Origin of the sequence: Stenotrophomonas sp. Marseille-Q4652, from assembly GCF_916618915.1 — a bacterium.
Classification (GTDB): Bacteria; Pseudomonadota; Gammaproteobacteria; order Xanthomonadales; family Xanthomonadaceae; genus Stenotrophomonas.
This window is the reverse complement of the sequence record NZ_CAKAKE010000001.1, coordinates 2,103,682-2,119,247: the sequence shown is the minus strand read 5'-3', so window position 1 is coordinate 2,119,247 and position 15,566 is coordinate 2,103,682. Positions and strand designations below refer to the sequence as shown.

The window sequence follows — 15,566 nt, the reverse complement described above, 5'->3', positions numbered from 1 at the left end:
TGGGGTGGCCGGGCGGGCCACGAGGACGCCGATGATAGCGGCCGCAATCACGCCGGCGGTGCGATAATCGGCCCCATGAGCGAATCCCCCTACAAGACCGGCACCACCCACTTCGGCTTCCGCGACGTACCGGCCAAGGACAAGCAGAAGCTTGTCGGCCAGGTGTTCACCTCGGTGGCCGACAACTACGACCTGATGAATGACCTGATGAGCCTGGGCATCCATCGGCTGTGGAAGCGCTACTTCGTGGCCACCGCGCAGGTGAAGCCGGGCGACCGCGTCCTCGACCTGGCCGGCGGTACCGGCGACATCGCGCTGCTGCTCAAGGAGCGCCTGGGTGCCGAGGGCACCGTGGTGCTGGGTGACATCAATGCCGGCATGCTGTCGGTGGGTCGCGACCGCATGACCAACCGTGGCCAGGTGTCCGGCTTCGAATGGGTGCAGTGCAACGCCGAGGCGCTGCCGTTCCCCGATGCCAGCTTCGACCTGGTGACGATCTCCTTTGGCCTGCGCAACGTCACCGACAAGGACGCCGCACTGCGCGAGATGTACCGGGTGCTCAAGGTCGGCGGCCAGGCGCGGGTGCTGGAGTTCTCCGAGGTCACCGCCGAGTGGTTCAAGCCGATCTACGACTTCCATTCGTTCAAGGTGCTGCCGACGCTGGGCAAGCTGTTCGCCCGCGGCGACGCCGACAGCTACCAGTACCTGGCCGAGAGCATCCGCAAGCATCCGCCGCAGGAAGAACTGAAGGCGATGATGGGCGAGGCCGGTTTCGCCCGCTGCCATTACAAGAACCTCAGCGCCGGCATCGTCTCGATCCATTCCGGCTACAAGGTCTGAGCACAGCCAGTGCGCGCTGCCGGCCCCGGCCGGCGGCGCGTCCTGCGCGTCCGGGCAGCGCGGTGGCCGCGAGGGGGTAAACTTCACGTTTCACCCCGATTGGTCCTGATTAGATGCGCTCACCGTTCCTGATGCTGCCGCTGGCCATTGCCCTGGCCGCCGGCTGTGGCAAAGATTCCACCGCTCCCGTGGCCGAACCCGTCACCACCAAGGCTGCCGACACCGCCGTGAAAGCCGTCAACCGCAGCCACGACGAGAGCTCCTACGCACAGCCGGACAAGGTCGTCATCAAGGACCTGGCGCTGGACCTGAAGCTGGACTTCGACGCGCGCCAGATCGGTGGCACTGCCACCTGCACCCTGGAGTGGAAGGACAAGGACGCCGCCGAGCTGGTGCTCGATACCCGCGAGCTGACCATCGAGAAGGTCGAGGCCATCGACGCGCAGGGCAACGCCTCGCCGCTGCTGTTCACGCTGGCCGACGCCGACAAGGTGTTCGGCAGCAGGTTGACCATCGAGACCCCGCGCCAGCCGGCCAAGGTCGCCATCACCTACCGCACCGCGCCGACCGCCTCGGGCCTGCAGTGGCTGGAACCGTCGATGACCGAGGGCCAGCAGCTGCCCTTCATGTTCAGCCAGTCGCAGGCGATCCACGCCCGTTCCTGGGTGCCGCTGCAGGACACCCCGAGCGTGCGTTTCACCTACAGCGCCAAGGTCAGCAGCCGCCCGGACGTGATGGTGCTGATGAGCGCCGACAACGATTCCAAGGCCGCGCGTGATGGTGAGTACAGCTTCACCATGCCGCAGCCGATCCCGTCCTACCTGCTGGCCATCGCCGCTGGCGACCTGGTGTTCCAGCCGATCTCCGGCCGTGCCGGCGTATGGGCCGAGCCGTCGATGGCGCCCAGGGCCGCCAAGGAGTTCGAAGACACCGAGAAGATGATCGTCGCGGCCGAGAAGCTGTACGGCGAGTACCGCTGGGGCCGCTACGACATGCTGGTGCTGCCGCCGTCGTTCCCGTTCGGCGGCATGGAAAACCCGCGTCTGACGTTTGCCACCCCGACCGTGATCACCGGTGACAAGTCGCTGGTCTCGCTGATCGCCCACGAGTTGGCGCACAGCTGGTCCGGCAACCTGGTGACCAATTCGAGCTGGAAGGACATCTGGCTCAACGAGGGCTTCACCAGCTACGTGCAGAGCCGCATCGTCGAGGCTGTCTACGGCAAGGAAATGGCCCAGATGGAGCGGATGATCGACCAGACCGGGCTGAAGGCGGAAATCGCCGAGACCCCGCAGGCCCAGCAGGTGCTGGCGCTGGCTCCGCTCGGCGAGCTGGATCCGGACGAGGCCCTGTCCAGCGTGGCCTACGACAAGGGCGCCTGGTTCCTGCAGTTCCTGGAAGAGCGTGTCGGCCGCGAGGTGTTCGATGCCTTCCTGCGTGGCTGGTTCGACTCCCATGCCTTCAAGAGCACCGATACCGATGCCTTCGTGGCGTACCTGCAGGCCGAGCTGCTGGCCAAACACCCGCATGCGGTGACCGCGCAGGAGCTGGACGAGTGGCTCAACAAGCCGGGCATCCCGGCCAGCGCCCCGGCCCCGGCCTCGCGCAACCTTGCCCTGGTCGATACCGCGCGCATCGCCCTGCTCGGCAGCGGCCAGCTGCCCAACAGCCAGCTGACCAATGCCTGGGCCACCCAGGAATGGGTGCACTTCATCAGCGGGCTGGGCCAGACCCAGGACGTAGCCCTGCTGGCCAAGCTGGACCAGGCCTACAAGCTGACCGGCACCCCGAACGGCGAGATCGCCATGCGCTGGTACCCGCTGGCGATCCGCAGCGGCTATACGCAGGCGCAGGAAGCGGCCGGTGAGTTCATCCAGCGCGTCGGCCGTCGCAAGCTGATCCTGCCGATCTACGCCGAACTGGTGAAGACGCCCGAGGGCCTGGCGTTTGCCAAGGAAGTGTTCGAGCGCGCCAAGCCGGGCTACCACCCGATCACCACCGCCTCGGTCCAGGACATGCTGGCCAAGGCCGAGGGTGGCGCGAAGTAACCCGCGCCAGCGTCTGCAAGGAAAGGCGGGTCCTGCGGGGCCCGCCTTTTTTTCGCCCGGCCACGGGGCTGCCGATAAAGTAGGCGTCCGCCCGCGTGGCACGCACGAACAATGGGAGCAGTGGAATGAAGCGAATTGTCCTGGGAGCGCTGTGCGCACTGGCCGTGGCCGGCTGCACCGATCCGGAAGCCGAGCGCCAGGCGCAGGCCGCCGTTGAAGCGCAGGCCCGGCAGCAGCGCGAGGCCAAGGCCGAAGAGGTGGCCGCGCGCTACGACGAGGCGGTGGCGGCGCAGGACTGGGACCGCGCGCGGATCCATGGCGCCGCGATCTTCGACCAGTACGCCGGTTCGGACGTCGCCGCGCGGATCGAGCCGGGCTACGCCGAGGTCAAGGCCAAGGCCGAGGCCGCGCGCGAGCTGCGGCGCATGCAGGCGCTGTGGCACTACAACCAGGTGTCGGTCGGCAGCAAGGGCATGCAGCGCTCGGCGGCGATCTACGGCAAGCAGCCGGTGGATGTGGACGGCAGCGGTGCCAGGCCGGTGCAGCTGGTGTTCCGCGACCATCCGGAGTGGAAGCGCCACGCCTACCTGGTGCTGCAGGCCAGCGACTTCGCCAGGGCGTGCTACCAGCGCTGCCAGGTGACAGTGACCGTGGATGATGCCCGGCCGCGCACGATGGCCGCGCACCGCCCGGATACCGACGAGGCCACCGCGATGTTCATCACCGACAACCGCGCGCTGTGGAAGCTGGCGCGGCAGGCCACGACGATGAAGATCGAATTCCCGGTCAAGGCCGGCGGCACCCGCGAGGTGCTGTTCGAAACCGGCGGGCTGGATGGCACCCAGCTGCCGGGCTGGGACTGATGGACGCAATGGCCCGCGGGCCGGGTCCGGCCGCGCTGGAGGACCTGGTCCTCAGCCGGCACTGGGTGTTCGACCTGGACGGCACCCTGACCGTGCCGGTGCACGACTTTGCGCTGATCCGGCGCGAGCTGGCGATCCCGGCCGGGGAGGACATCCTCGCCCACCTCGCCGCGCTGCCGCCGGCACGTGCGCACCAGGCGCGAAGCTGGCTGAGGCAGCACGAGCAGGGTCTGGCCGAGGCGGCGATCGCCGCGCCCGGCGCGGTGGCACTGGTGCGAGCACTGCGAGCGGCCGGCGTGCAGCTGGGCATCCTGACCCGCAACGACCACGCGCTGACCCAAGTAACGCTGGCTGCGATCGGGCTGGAGGACTGCTTCGACCCGGCGCAGATCCTCGGGCGCGACCAGGCTGCGCCCAAGCCGGCCCCGGATGGACTGGGCTGGTTCGCTGCGCGCTGGCAGGTGGCCCCGGCGGCGATGCGCATGGTCGGTGACCACCTGCACGACATCGCCTGTGCGCAGGCCGCCGGCGTGCCCGGGATCCTGCTCGACCCCGAAGGGCGGAATCCCTGGCCGGGCGTGGCACGCTGGCAGGTGCGCGACTGCGTGCAACTGCTGGAGCTATGGCAGGGCCTGCACGGCTGAGCGCCGCAACTGCGGCTGCGGAAACAACAACGGCGCCCCCGGGCGCCGTCGTCGTGTTGCTGTCGGGCGGGACTTACAGCGAATAGCCGAACTGCTGCTTGAACTGCTCGTTGAACTCGTCGAAGGTGAAACGCTGGTTCTGGGTGCCCGGGTGTTCGACCTTCAGCGCGCCCATCAGGTTGCCCATGCGGCCGACGGTCAGCCAGTCGTAGCCCTTCTCGATGCCGAAGATCAGGCCGGCCCGGAAGGCGTCGCCGCAGCCGGTCGGATCGACCACGCGGCGCTCGTGTGCCGGCGGCACATGGAAACTCTTTTCCGGGGTGTGGATGACCGCGCCCTTCGGGCCCTGGGTGGTGATGTAGGCCTTGACCCGCTGCACGATGTCCTTCTCGGTCCAGCCGGTGCGCTCCTGCAGCAGGTTGGACTCGTAGTCGTTGACGACCACGTAGTCGGCCTGTTCGATGAAGTTGCGCAGCTCCGGGCCGTTGAACAGCGGCATGGCCTGGCCCGGGTCGAAGATGAACGGGATCCCGCGCTCCAGGAACTCGTTGGCGTTCTGGATCATGCCCTCGCGGCCGTCCGGGGCCACGATGCCGAAGGTGATGCCCGGCACGTCCTTCACGTGGTTCTCGTGCGATCGCATCATCGCGCCCGGGTGGAAGGCGGTGATCTGGTTGTTGTCGTGGTCGGTGGTGATGAACGCCTGCGGGGTGAACAGCTCATCGATCACCTTGACCTGCGACAGGTCGATGCCCTGCTCGATGAAGTGCTCGCGGTACGGGGCGAAATCCTGGCCAACGGTGGCCATCGGCACCGGCGAGCCGCCCAGCAGCTTCAGGTTGTAGGCGATGTTGCCGGCGCAGCCGCCAAACTCGCGGCGCATGCGCGGGACCAGGAACGACACGTTCAGGATGTGGACCTTGTCCGGCAGGATGTGGTTCTTGAACTGGTCCGGGAACACCATGATGGTGTCGAAGGCAAGAGAACCACAGATCAAAGCAGACATCGGCAACGGCCTATACAAAGGGGGTTTCCACCCGCGGACCGGGGTGGGGGTGGGGGCGCGCGTGGCGCGCGGCGGTGCAAAGGTTACCGGGTGCGGCGGCGCAGGGCCAGAACCGGGGCTGTCCGGCGGTGCCCGGAAGCGAGCGGGGCCGCGGTTTTCCGTTGATTCCGCCTTGCCCGGGAAGGGGGAGGTTGCTAGGCTAGCCGACCTCGATTTCTGCCCATTTTTTCGCCATCCGGCCCGGGCACGACACCCCTCAGGATCACTCCCCAGATGTTCAAGAAGCTGCGTGGCATGTTCTCCAATGACCTGTCCATCGACCTGGGCACGGCCAATACCCTCATCTACGTGCGCGGCCAGGGGATCGTGCTCAACGAGCCGTCGGTGGTCGCCGTGCGCCAGGACCGTGCGATTGGCGGCACCCGTTCGGTCGCCGCGGTCGGCGCCGAGGCCAAGCAGATGCTCGGCCGTACCCCGGGCCACATCACCACCATCCGCCCGATGAAGGACGGCGTCATCGCCGACTTCACCTATACCGAGGCGATGCTCAAGCACTTCATCAAGAAGGTGCACAAGTCGCGCTTCCTGCGCCCGAGCCCGCGCGTGCTGGTGTGCGTGCCGGCCGGCTCGACCCAGGTCGAGCGCCGCGCGATCAAGGAATCGGCCGAGGAGGCCGGTGCCCGCGACGTGTACCTGATCGAGGAACCGATGGCCGCGGCGATCGGCGCCGGCCTGCCGGTGACCGAGGCCCGTGGCTCGATGGTCATCGACATCGGCGGCGGCACCACCGAGGTGGCGGTGATCTCGCTCAACGGCATCGTCTACTCGGCGTCGGTGCGCATTGGCGGCGACCGCTTCGACGAGTCGATCACCAACTACGTGCGCCGCAACCACGGCATGCTGATCGGTGAGGCCACCGCCGAACGGATCAAGGTCGAGCTGGGCTGTGCCTACCCGCAGACCGAGGTCAAGGAACTGGAGATTTCCGGCCGCAACCTCGCCGAGGGCGTGCCGAAGATGATCAAGATCAGCTCCAACGAGGTGCTCGAGGCCCTGCACGAGCCGCTCAGCGGCATCGTCTCGGCGGTCAAGCTGGCGCTGGAGCAGACCCCGCCGGAACTGTGCGCCGACGTCGCCGAGCGCGGCATCGTGCTGACCGGCGGTGGCGCCCTGCTGCGCGACCTGGACCGCCTGATCTCCGAGGAGACCGGCCTGCACGTCCAGGTCGCCGACGACCCGCTGACCTGCGTGGCCCGCGGCGGTGGCCGCGCGCTGGAACTGGTGGACATGCACGGCAACGAGTTCTTCGCTCCCGAGTGAGGCGCCGTGCCACGCGCCCCGTCGGCGTGATGGCCGCCGCGCCCCGTGCGTGCCGGCCTCGCCCGATGGGGCGTCGTCGTATTCCACCCCTTGACTGATGCCCGCCCCGGACCTTCCGTGCCTCCCTACGCCGGCCCTCCCGTAGCTTCCCGACCGACGGATGCCAGCAGTCCGTTGCGGCTGGTGGCGTACTTGGCACTGGCCATCACCCTGATCGTGCTCGACAACCAGGGCGGCTGGCTGTCGCGCCTGCGCAGCCAGGCCAACGTGCTGGTGCAGCCGCTGTGGGCGTTGGCCGGCCTGCCCGGCCGGCTGGGCAGCCAAGTCAAGGACAATGCCGCCAGCCACGCGCAGCTGGTGGCCGAGAACCGCCAGTTGCGCAACGAACTGCTGATCGCCAACGCGCGCCTGACCCGGCTGCAGACCGCGGCGCTGGACAACGCCCAGCTGCGCGAGCTGCTCAACGTGGCTGAACGCAGCGGGCTGGACGTGCAGCTGGCACCGATCCTGGACATCGACCTGGACCCGGTGCGCCAGCGCCTGGTGCTGGCCGCCGGCAGCCGCGAGGGCGTACGCGTGGGCCAGGCGGTGATCGACGCCGGCGGCCTGATGGGCCAGGTGATCGAGGTCACCCCGCTGCATGCCACCGTGCTGCTGCTGACCGATCCGGACCACGCGGTGCCGGTCACCGTCGCCCGCACCGGCGTGCGCCTGATCGTCTACGGCCGCGGCGACACCCTGGAGCTGCGCGACATCCCGCTCAGCGCCGGGGTCGAGGTGGGCGACGAGATCGTCACCTCCGGCCTGGGTGGCCGTTTCCCGTCCGGCTTCCCGGTCGGCACCATCACCCGCCTGCGCCCGGACGACACCCACGCCTTCCTGGTGGGCGAGCTGGAACCGGCCGCCAAGCTGGACCGCGGCCGCGACGTGCTGCTGCTGCGCTCGGCCCCGCCGGTACGGGTGGCGCCGGCCGCCCCGGCCGACGAAGGTGTCGATACGCCGAAGGCCGAGCCGGAGCAGAAGCAGGGCACCACGCCCGCCTCCGATGCCCCGGCCGCCACTCCTCCGCAGGAGCCGCGCGCATGAGCCGTTTCCGCGAGAGCGCCTGGATACTGCCGGTCAGCCTGCTGCTGGCCCTGCTGCTGGGCCTGGTGCCGCTGCCTTCGCTGCTGCAGCCGCTGCGTCCGTACTGGCTGGCGCTGGTGCTGGCCTACTGGGTGGTGGAAACCCCCGACCGCGTCGGCCTGGGCTTTGCCTTCGCCGCCGGCCTGGTCGCCGACATGCTCTACGGCACCCTGCTTGGCGAGCAGGCGCTGCGGCTGGTGGTGATGACCTTCATCCTGCAGCGCTTCCGTGCCCGCCTGCGCTTCTTCCCGATGTCGCAGCAGGCGCTGGCCATCGGCGGCCTGCTGGTCAACGACCGCATCATCAGCGCCACCCTGCACCTGGCCGTGGGCGAGCCGGTGCTGCCGTGGGCCTACTGGTGGGCACCGCTGCTGGGCATGCTGCTGTGGCTGCCGATGTTCGTGCTGCTGGACGCGGTGCGGCTGGGCCGGCGCAGGCGCTGAGCCATGTATCCGCGTCGCCAGGTCAAGAATCCACACGCCGAGGCCGAGCAGTTCCGGCGCCGCGCCGCGCTGGGCTTCCTTGGCGTGCTGCTGACCCTGCTCGGCCTGGGCGGCTGGTACTTCAAGCTGCAGGTGCTCGACCACGACATCTACGCCACCCGCTCGGAGGCCAACCGGATCAAGCCGCGGCCGGTGGTGCCCGGGCGCGGGATGATCTACGACCGCAACGGGCGGCTGCTGGCCGAGAACGTGCCGGCCTTCCGCCTGGACATCACCCCGGACAAGGTCAAGGACATGGACGCGACCCTGGAAGGGTTGCGCGGGCTGTTCGCGATCAGCGACGAGGAGATCGAGGCCTTCCACCGTTCGCGCAAGGCGCGTCGCAGTTTCCTGCCGGTGACGCTGAAGCTGCGTGTTTCCGACGAGGAGATGGCGCGTTTCGCGGTGGACCGCTGGAAGTATCCCGGGGTCGAGCTCGAGCCCTACCTGACCCGCCGCTATCCGTACGGCGAGCTGTTCGCGCATGTCATTGGCTACGTCGGCCGCATCGACGAGAAGGACCTGGGCACGCTGGGCGAGGGCAATGCGGCGCTGACCCACATCGGCAAGTCCGGGCTGGAGCGCTATTACGAGACCGAGCTGCGCGGCAAGGTCGGCTACGAGCAGGTCGAGACCAACGTGCAGGGCCGCGCGATCCGCACCGTGGGCCGGGTGCCGGCGCAGTCGGGCGCCGACCTGCGCCTGTCCATCGATGCCGACCTGCAGCGGGCGATGGTCGCCGCCTTCGGCGAGCAGGAAGGCTCGGCGGTGGCGATCGATCCACGCACGGGCGAGATCCTGGCCATGGTCAGCCTGCCGTCCTACGACCCCAACCTGTTCGTCAACGGCATCTCCCACGCCGACTTCAAGCGGCTCAACGAAAACCCGTCGCGACCGCAGTTCAACCGCCTGGTGCTCGGCGGCGTGGCCCCGGGTTCGACGGTCAAGCCGTTCCTCGGCCTGGCCGGCCTGGACAGCGGCATCCGCCGGCCGGAAGACAGGATCCTCTCGCGCGGCATGTATTACCTGCCGGGCGTGGGCCGTGGTTGGGGCGATGCCAACCGCGGCGGCCATGGCTGGACCGACCTGCGCAAGTCGATCTCGCAGTCGGTCAACACCTACTACTACCAGCTCGGCATCGACATGGGGATCGAGCGCTTCGACCAGTACATGGCCGGCTACGGCTTCGGCGAGCCGACCGGCATCGACCTGCTCGGCGAGATCGAAGGCATCCTGCCCTCGCCGCAGGCCAAGATGAAGGCGCGCAAGGAGCGCTGGTACCCGGGCGACACGGTCAACGCCAGCATCGGCCAGGGGTTGTGGAAGGTGACCCCGCTGCAGCTGGCACGCGGCGTCGGTGGCCTGGCCAGCGGGCAGTTGCGCCGCCCGCACCTGGTCAAGGAGACCCGCGCCGGCTTCGACCATGACTGGGCACCACTGCCGCAACCGGCTGGCAAGCCGATCAGCCCCAACCCGGCCAACCTGCAGGCGGTGCGCGAGGGCATGATGGGCACGATGCAGCCCGGTGGCAGCGGCTGGCGCGTGGCCTCCGGCGCGGCCTACCTGATGGCCGGCAAGACCGGTACCGCACAGGTGGTCAGCCGCAAGGGCACCGCCGCGACCAATCCCAAGAGCCTGCCAATGCACCTGCGCCACCGCGCGCTGTTCATCGGCTTTGCCCCGGCCGAGGAGCCCACCATCGCCGTGGCCATCGCCGTGGAGGGCGGCGGTTACGGTGGTTCGGCCGCCGCGCCGATCGCCCGCAAGGTGTTCGACGCCTGGCTGCTGGGCCAGCTGCCTGACGGGCTGGAACCGCTGGATGCCGAGCGCGGCACCACCGCCATCGGGACCGCGGTGATCGATGCCGAGGACCCGGGCCTGCGCCAGGCCGGTGATGCGGCCGCGGCGCTGCTGGAAGACCTGCCGGTGATGGTGGGCGCCCCCGCGCCGGTGCCGCCGGCTCCCGCGCCGCAGGGCCAGCCGCCGCTCGCGCCGGCACGTGCACCGACCACGGAGGACGCGCGATGAGGGACTTCCTGCGCTGGGCCTGGGACATGGGCGTGCGTTTCAGCCGCAGCCTGGACTGGATCCTGCTGCTGGCCCTGGCCGCGCTGATGGCCATTGGCCTGGCGGTGCTCGACAGCGCCGGCGGCAGCCGCCTGGTCATCGCCCAGGGTGCGCGTTTTGCGGTGGGCCTGGGCGCGATGTGGGCGATCTCGCGCCTGCCGGTGCCACGACTGCGCGCGTGGACGCCGATGATCTATGCGGTGTCGATGATCCCGCTGATGGCGGTGTTCGTGCTGGGCACCGGCAAGTACGGGCGGCAGTGGCTGAACCTGGGGTTCTTCTACCTGCAGCCGGCCGAGCTGCTCAAGGTCAGCCTGCCGATGATGGTGGCCTGGTACCTCAACCGCATGCCGCTGCCGCCGCGCATCCCGGTGGTGCTGACCGCGGCGGTGATCATCGGCGTGCCGACCGGGCTGGTGATGCTGCAGCCGGACTTCGGCACCGGCGTGCTGATCGCCGCCTCCGGTGCGTTCGTCCTGCTGCTGGCCGGCCTGCCGTGGTGGTGGGTCGGCGTGGGCGTGGGCGGCGTGGCCGCCGCCGCGCCGATCGCCTGGATCTGGCTGCTGCGTCCCTACCAGAAGGACCGGATCATGATGTTCCTGGACCCGGAGGCCGATGCGCTCGGCGCCGGCTGGAACATCATCCAGTCCAAGATCGCGATCGGCTCGGGCGGGCTCACCGGCAAGGGCTGGGGCCAGGGCAGCCAGTCGCACCTGAACTTCATCCCCGAGCAGACCACCGACTTCGCCTTCTCGGTGCTGAGCGAGGAATTCGGCTGGATCGGCGTGGCCGTGGTACTGGCGCTGTACCTGGTGGTGATCGGGCGCTGCCTGTGGATCGCGGTGGAATCGCGCGATACCTGGTCGCGGCTGCTGGCCGGCGCCACCGGCCTGGCCTTCTTCGTCTACGTGCTGGTCAACGGCGGCATGATCTCAGGCCTGCTGCCGGTGGTGGGCGTGCCGATGCCGCTGATCAGCTACGGCGGAACCTCGGCGGTGTCGCTGCTGGCCGGCTTCGGCCTGGTGATGGCCATCCGCTCGCACCGGCCCGTCCACGGGCATTGAGCCGCTGGGCGGGGCCATACTTTGATCGTGATCAAGACATCGTGAATAGCGCTGGGTGACAATGTGCTCCCGCTGCGCCGGTCTGCCTTTGGGGGGCAACCCTGGCTGCAACGGGAGTGATCCTGACCGGATCACCGCCGAATTCGGGAAGGGGTCCGCGAGGGGAGTCGCGGATCACACCCGCACTGGATCCGGCCGGACGGCCGGTTGTGCCCGTGGGGATGGGGGCGCAGCCGGCCGTTCCCTCTTTGCTGCCGTCGCCGCATTCATTGCGCCGCCTCCACAGCTCCTGGCGAACTGCCGCAATCCTCTTGTGATTCATGGCGTTAGTGCTGGAAATTCATCCATGACCTGCTAACCTCGGGTCATGATTCGACGCGCACTGGTCTGCTTCATCACCCTCGGCCTGGTTGCCTGCGCAACCCAGCCGACGCTTCCGCCCACCGCATCGCCGGCCGCCGGCTCGCCGCAGCCGCCCAGATCCGGCCCGGCCGAAGCGCAGCCCGAGGCCGCAAGCAACCTGCCGCCGGTGGACCTGACGCCGGTGCCGTTGGAGACCGCACGGGCCAACTTCATCCGCGATACCGCCGCCCGCTACGGGCTGGAGCCGGCCTACGTCGCCGGCGTGCTCGACCAGGCGCAGGTGCGGCAGCCGATCATCGCGGCGATGGCGCGCCCGGCCGAGCGGGTCAAGCCGTGGAACGAGTACCGGCCGATGTTCATCAGCCAGGCGCGCATCGACGGCGGCCGCCAGTTCCTGGCCCGGCATCGCCAGGCGCTGCAGCAGGTGCAGGCACGCACCGGCGTCCCGGCCGAGGTCATCGTCGCCATCATCGGCGTGGAGACCAGCTACGGCGGCAACATGGGCAACCACCGCGTGCTCGACGCGCTGTACACCCTGGCCTTCAACTACCCGCGCAGTGGCGACCCGGACAAGCTCGAGCGCGAGGTGCGCCGCGAGCTGTTCTTCCGTGACGAGCTGGCCAAGCTGTTCGAGCTTGCGCGCATGGAGAAGCTGGACATCACCACACTCAAGGGCAGCTATGCCGGGGCGATGGGGATGGGCCAGTTCATGCCCTCGAGCTACCTGGATTTTGCGGTCGACGGCGACGGTGATGGCCGCCGCGACCTGTTCACCAGCCACGCCGATGTGTTCGCCTCCATCGCCAACTACTTCGTGAAGAAGGGCGGCTGGGTGGCCGGTGGCCAGGTGGCGGTGCCGGCCACGCTGGATGCCGGGCGGGAGGAATTCAATCCGACCGAGTGGCTGCCCACGCATACGCTGTCCGACCTGGCCGCACGCGGTTACCGGCCGGTGGGCACCGTCGATCCGACCGCGACCGCGACGCCGGTGACGCTGGAAGGCAGCAGCGGCAAGCAGTACTGGCTGGGCTTCCAGAACTACTACGCGATCACCCGTTACAACCTCTCCAAGATGTACGCGATGGCCGTGTTCCAGCTGTCCGAGGCCATCGCCGGCAAGGAGCTGCCGCCGGCATGAGGACGAGCAGGTGGCTGGTGGCGGCGCTGGTGATGCTCGGCCTTGCGGCCTGCAGCAGCGCGCCGCGCAAATCCGGTCCGGCCGCAACTGCGGGCAGTGCTGCCAGCGGCGGCCCCCGCGCCAGCGCGGCCGCCGACTGTCCGGACGGCTCGCCGTATGCGCCGGCCAAGGAGGATCCCAGCACCCGCGGCAACTACACCGCCGGCGGCCTGTACAAGCCGGGGGTCAAGGATTCCACGCCCAGCTACGTGCCCAACGTGGCCTGCATCCCCGAGCCGGTGGTGCGCGAGGAGCCGCGTTCGCCGGTCGGCAACCGCTCGCCGTACTTGGTGCTGGGCAAGGAGTACAAGGTGCTGGACCGGGTCGAGGGCTACTCGGAAAAGGGCATCGCCTCCTACTACGGCAGCAAGTTCCACGGGCGCCTGACCTCCAACCGCGAGGTCTATGACATGTACGCCTTCAGCGCCGCGCACAAGACCCTGCCGCTGCCCAGCTTTGCCCGCGTCACCAACCTGGATACCGGCGAGTCGGTGATCGTGCGGGTCAACGATCGTGGCCCGTTCCACGATGGCCGGGTGATCGACCTGAGTTATGCCGCGGCAGTGAAACTGGGCATCACCCAGCGCGGTACCGGCCGCGTCGAAGTCACCGCCCTGACCCCGGAAAGCGAGAACAAGCGCCTGCTGGCCAGTCGCTCCGGCCGCGGCAGCACCCCGGCCAAGGCCGCGCCGGCAAGTTCGACCACGACCGCCACACCGACCCGCGCAGCCAGCGACATGGACCAGCTGGTCCAGCGCCTGCCCGCCACCGCACCGGTGGTCGCGGCAGTGCAGGGCGCCGACAACGCCGCGGAAAAGTGGCGCTACCGCGTCGCCGAGTCGGCCACGCCGGGTTCGGCGGACAATTTCGATGCTTGGATGAAGCAGCAGGGCGTGCGGGTGGCGACCGGTCGCCCGGCCACGACCTCGGCGGCAACCGCGGCCACACCCGCTGCCGTGGCGGTGGCCGCGCTTCCCGCCACCGCTGCCGCAGTGACCGAACCTTCCCCCGCCGCCAGCGCCGCGCTGGGCAAGGTGCTGCTGCAGGTGGCCAGCTTCTCCAGTCGCGACAATGCCACCCGTGCCCTGACCCAGCTCTCGGCCGCCGGCATTGCCGGGGCCACGCTCAGCGACATCGTCAGTGGCGGGCGCACCCTGTGGCGCCTGCGCGTGGCGGCCAGCGACCATGACAGTGCTGCCGAGCTGGCCGGTCGCATCGCCAGCCTGGGGCTGGGTCGTCCGCAGATCGTCCGCGACTGATCCGCCTCCACTGCGTCGGCCCAGGCGATTGCATGGGCCTACAATGCCCCCTCGATCTCCGCGCCCCTTCCAGGAGCAGTTGTCCCATGAAATTCCGCTTTGCCGCCGCCGCCGTGGCCACGTTCGCCGCCGGCCTGGTCTTCGCCCAGACGCCCATGCCCACGCCGAACCCCGTTCCGGCCGCGGCTGACGCAGCTCCGGCCGTGGTTGCCACGCCGCCGGCGCCGGTTCCCAGCACCTCCACCGCGTGGATCCTGATGGACTACGCCACCGGCCAGGTGCTGGCAGGCGAGAACATCCACGAGCAGGTCGCCCCGGCCAGCATCACCAAGGTCATGACCTCCTACGTCGTGGCCGCCGAGATCAAGAACGGCAAGGTCGGCCTCGATGACCAGGTGATGATGAGCGAGCGGGCTTGGCGCGAAGGTGGTGCCGGCACCGACGGCAGCTACTCCGGCTTTCCGGTCAACCAGACCGCGCGCCTGGAGGAAATGGAAAAGGGCATGGCGGTGCAGTCGGGCAACGATGCGGCCATCGCCCTGGCCGAGCACGTGGCCGGCAGCCAGGAGGCGTTCGCCTCGCTGATGAACAGCTACGCGGCCAAGATCGGGATGAAGAACTCCAACTTCGTCAACGCGCACGGCCTGACCGCCGAGGGCCATTACTCCACCGCTTATGACCTGGCGCTGCTGGGCCGTGCGCTGGTGCGCGATTTCCCGGAGACCTACGCCTACAACAAGATCAAGGAATTCACCGTAGGCTCGATCACCCAACCGAACCGCAACCTGCTGCTGTGGCGCGACCAGAGCGTGGACGGCATCAAGACCGGCCATACCTCGGCGGCCGGCTACTGCCTGCTGTCCTCGGCCCAGCGTGGCGACCAGCGCCTGATCGCCGCGGTGATGGGCGGCAGCTCGGAGAAGCAGCGCGCCGATGACAGCCTGGCCCTGCTCAACTGGGGCTTCCGCTTCTTCGAGACCCACCGCCTGTACGAAGCCGGCAAGGTCGTCACCAGCCAGAAGATCTGGAAGGGCAAGGCCGACCAGGTGGAACTGGGCGTGTCCCAGCCGCTGCTGGTGAGCCTGCCGCGCGGCCGCTACAACGACCTCAAGCCGAGCATGGATGTGCCCAAGGTGCTGGAAGCGCCGATCGCCGCCGGCCAGCAGATCGGCACGGTGAAAGTCACGCTCGATGGCCAGGTTGTCGCCCAGGCGCCGCTGGTGGCGGTCAGCGCGGTCGAGGAAGCCGGCTTCTTCAAGCGCCTGTGGGATGCGTTCTGGATGTGGTGGGAATCCGAATAAGCCAGCC

At 69.0% G+C, this 15,566-nt stretch carries 12 protein-coding genes and 1 pseudogene; 12 read left to right on the top strand and 1 reads right to left on the bottom strand.

The features are described from left to right. The first annotated feature begins 75 nt into the window (after positions 1-75). The 4 genes from ubiE (at position 76) to LG380_RS10065 (ending at position 4,395) form a co-directional block, all read left to right on the top strand. Entirely contained in the window at positions 76-840 is a 765-nt protein-coding gene (gene ubiE, locus LG380_RS10080; protein ID WP_225764933.1) for a bifunctional demethylmenaquinone methyltransferase/2-methoxy-6-polyprenyl-1,4-benzoquinol methylase UbiE, read from the top strand. 113 nt (positions 841-953) lie between these two features. Further along, the gene (locus LG380_RS10075) at positions 954-2,888 is read left to right on the top strand and encodes a M1 family metallopeptidase (RefSeq protein WP_225764932.1); all 1,935 of its coding nucleotides are present in this window, start codon (positions 954-956) and stop codon (positions 2,886-2,888) included. 125 nt (positions 2,889-3,013) lie between these two features. Next, positions 3,014-3,751: a hypothetical protein gene (locus tag LG380_RS10070; RefSeq protein ID WP_225764931.1), complete on the top strand. Its 738-nt coding sequence runs from the start codon at positions 3,014-3,016 to the stop codon at positions 3,749-3,751. 8 nt (positions 3,752-3,759) lie between these two features. Then, positions 3,760-4,395, top strand: a complete 636-nt coding sequence (locus tag LG380_RS10065; protein ID WP_225764929.1) for an HAD-IA family hydrolase — start codon at positions 3,760-3,762, stop codon at positions 4,393-4,395. A gap of 73 nt (positions 4,396-4,468) precedes the next feature. Here the strand turns inward: LG380_RS10065 and LG380_RS10060 are convergent, their stop codons facing one another. After that, a complete protein-coding gene (locus LG380_RS10060; RefSeq protein WP_225764927.1) occupies positions 4,469-5,401 on the bottom strand; it encodes a carbohydrate kinase family protein in 933 nt (310 codons plus the stop codon). Positions 5,402-5,674: 273 nt separating this feature from the next. Between LG380_RS10060 and LG380_RS10055 the strand changes: the two genes are divergently transcribed. The 8 genes and pseudogenes from LG380_RS10055 (at position 5,675) to LG380_RS10020 (ending at position 15,559) form a co-directional block, all read left to right on the top strand. Further along, positions 5,675-6,721: a rod shape-determining protein gene (locus LG380_RS10055; RefSeq protein WP_225764926.1), complete on the top strand. Its 1,047-nt coding sequence runs from the start codon at positions 5,675-5,677 to the stop codon at positions 6,719-6,721. A 117-nt stretch (positions 6,722-6,838) separates the two neighbouring features. Beyond that, positions 6,839-7,874 (top strand): annotated as a pseudogene (gene mreC, locus LG380_RS10050) (rod shape-determining protein MreC); the annotation flags it as partial. Continuing rightward, entirely contained in the window at positions 7,831-8,289 is a 459-nt protein-coding gene (gene mreD, locus LG380_RS10045) for a rod shape-determining protein MreD (protein WP_225766567.1), read from the top strand. The pseudogene mreC and the gene mreD, both read left to right, overlap by 44 nt. A 3-nt stretch (positions 8,290-8,292) precedes the next feature. Further along, on the top strand, positions 8,293-10,356 hold the full coding sequence (mrdA, locus tag LG380_RS10040) for a penicillin-binding protein 2 (protein ID WP_225764925.1): 2,064 nt from the start codon (positions 8,293-8,295) through the stop codon (positions 10,354-10,356). Beyond that, complete coding sequence (gene rodA, locus LG380_RS10035; protein ID WP_225764924.1) at positions 10,353-11,459, top strand: rod shape-determining protein RodA; 1,107 nt, start codon at positions 10,353-10,355, stop codon at positions 11,457-11,459. Before mrdA ends, rodA begins: the two co-directional genes overlap by 4 nt. Before the next feature lie 367 nt (positions 11,460-11,826). Next, entirely contained in the window at positions 11,827-12,960 is a 1,134-nt protein-coding gene (mltB, locus tag LG380_RS10030; protein WP_225764923.1) for a lytic murein transglycosylase B, read from the top strand. After that, positions 12,957-14,258, top strand: coding sequence for a septal ring lytic transglycosylase RlpA family protein (locus LG380_RS10025; RefSeq protein WP_225764922.1), 1,302 nt, complete (start codon positions 12,957-12,959; stop codon positions 14,256-14,258). The genes mltB and LG380_RS10025 overlap by 4 nt, the downstream gene beginning before the upstream one ends. Positions 14,259-14,344: 86 nt before the next feature. Then, positions 14,345-15,559 (top strand): D-alanyl-D-alanine carboxypeptidase family protein, encoded by a 1,215-nt coding sequence (locus LG380_RS10020; protein WP_225764921.1) that lies wholly within the window; start codon positions 14,345-14,347, stop codon positions 15,557-15,559. Positions 15,560-15,566 lie beyond the last annotated feature (7 nt).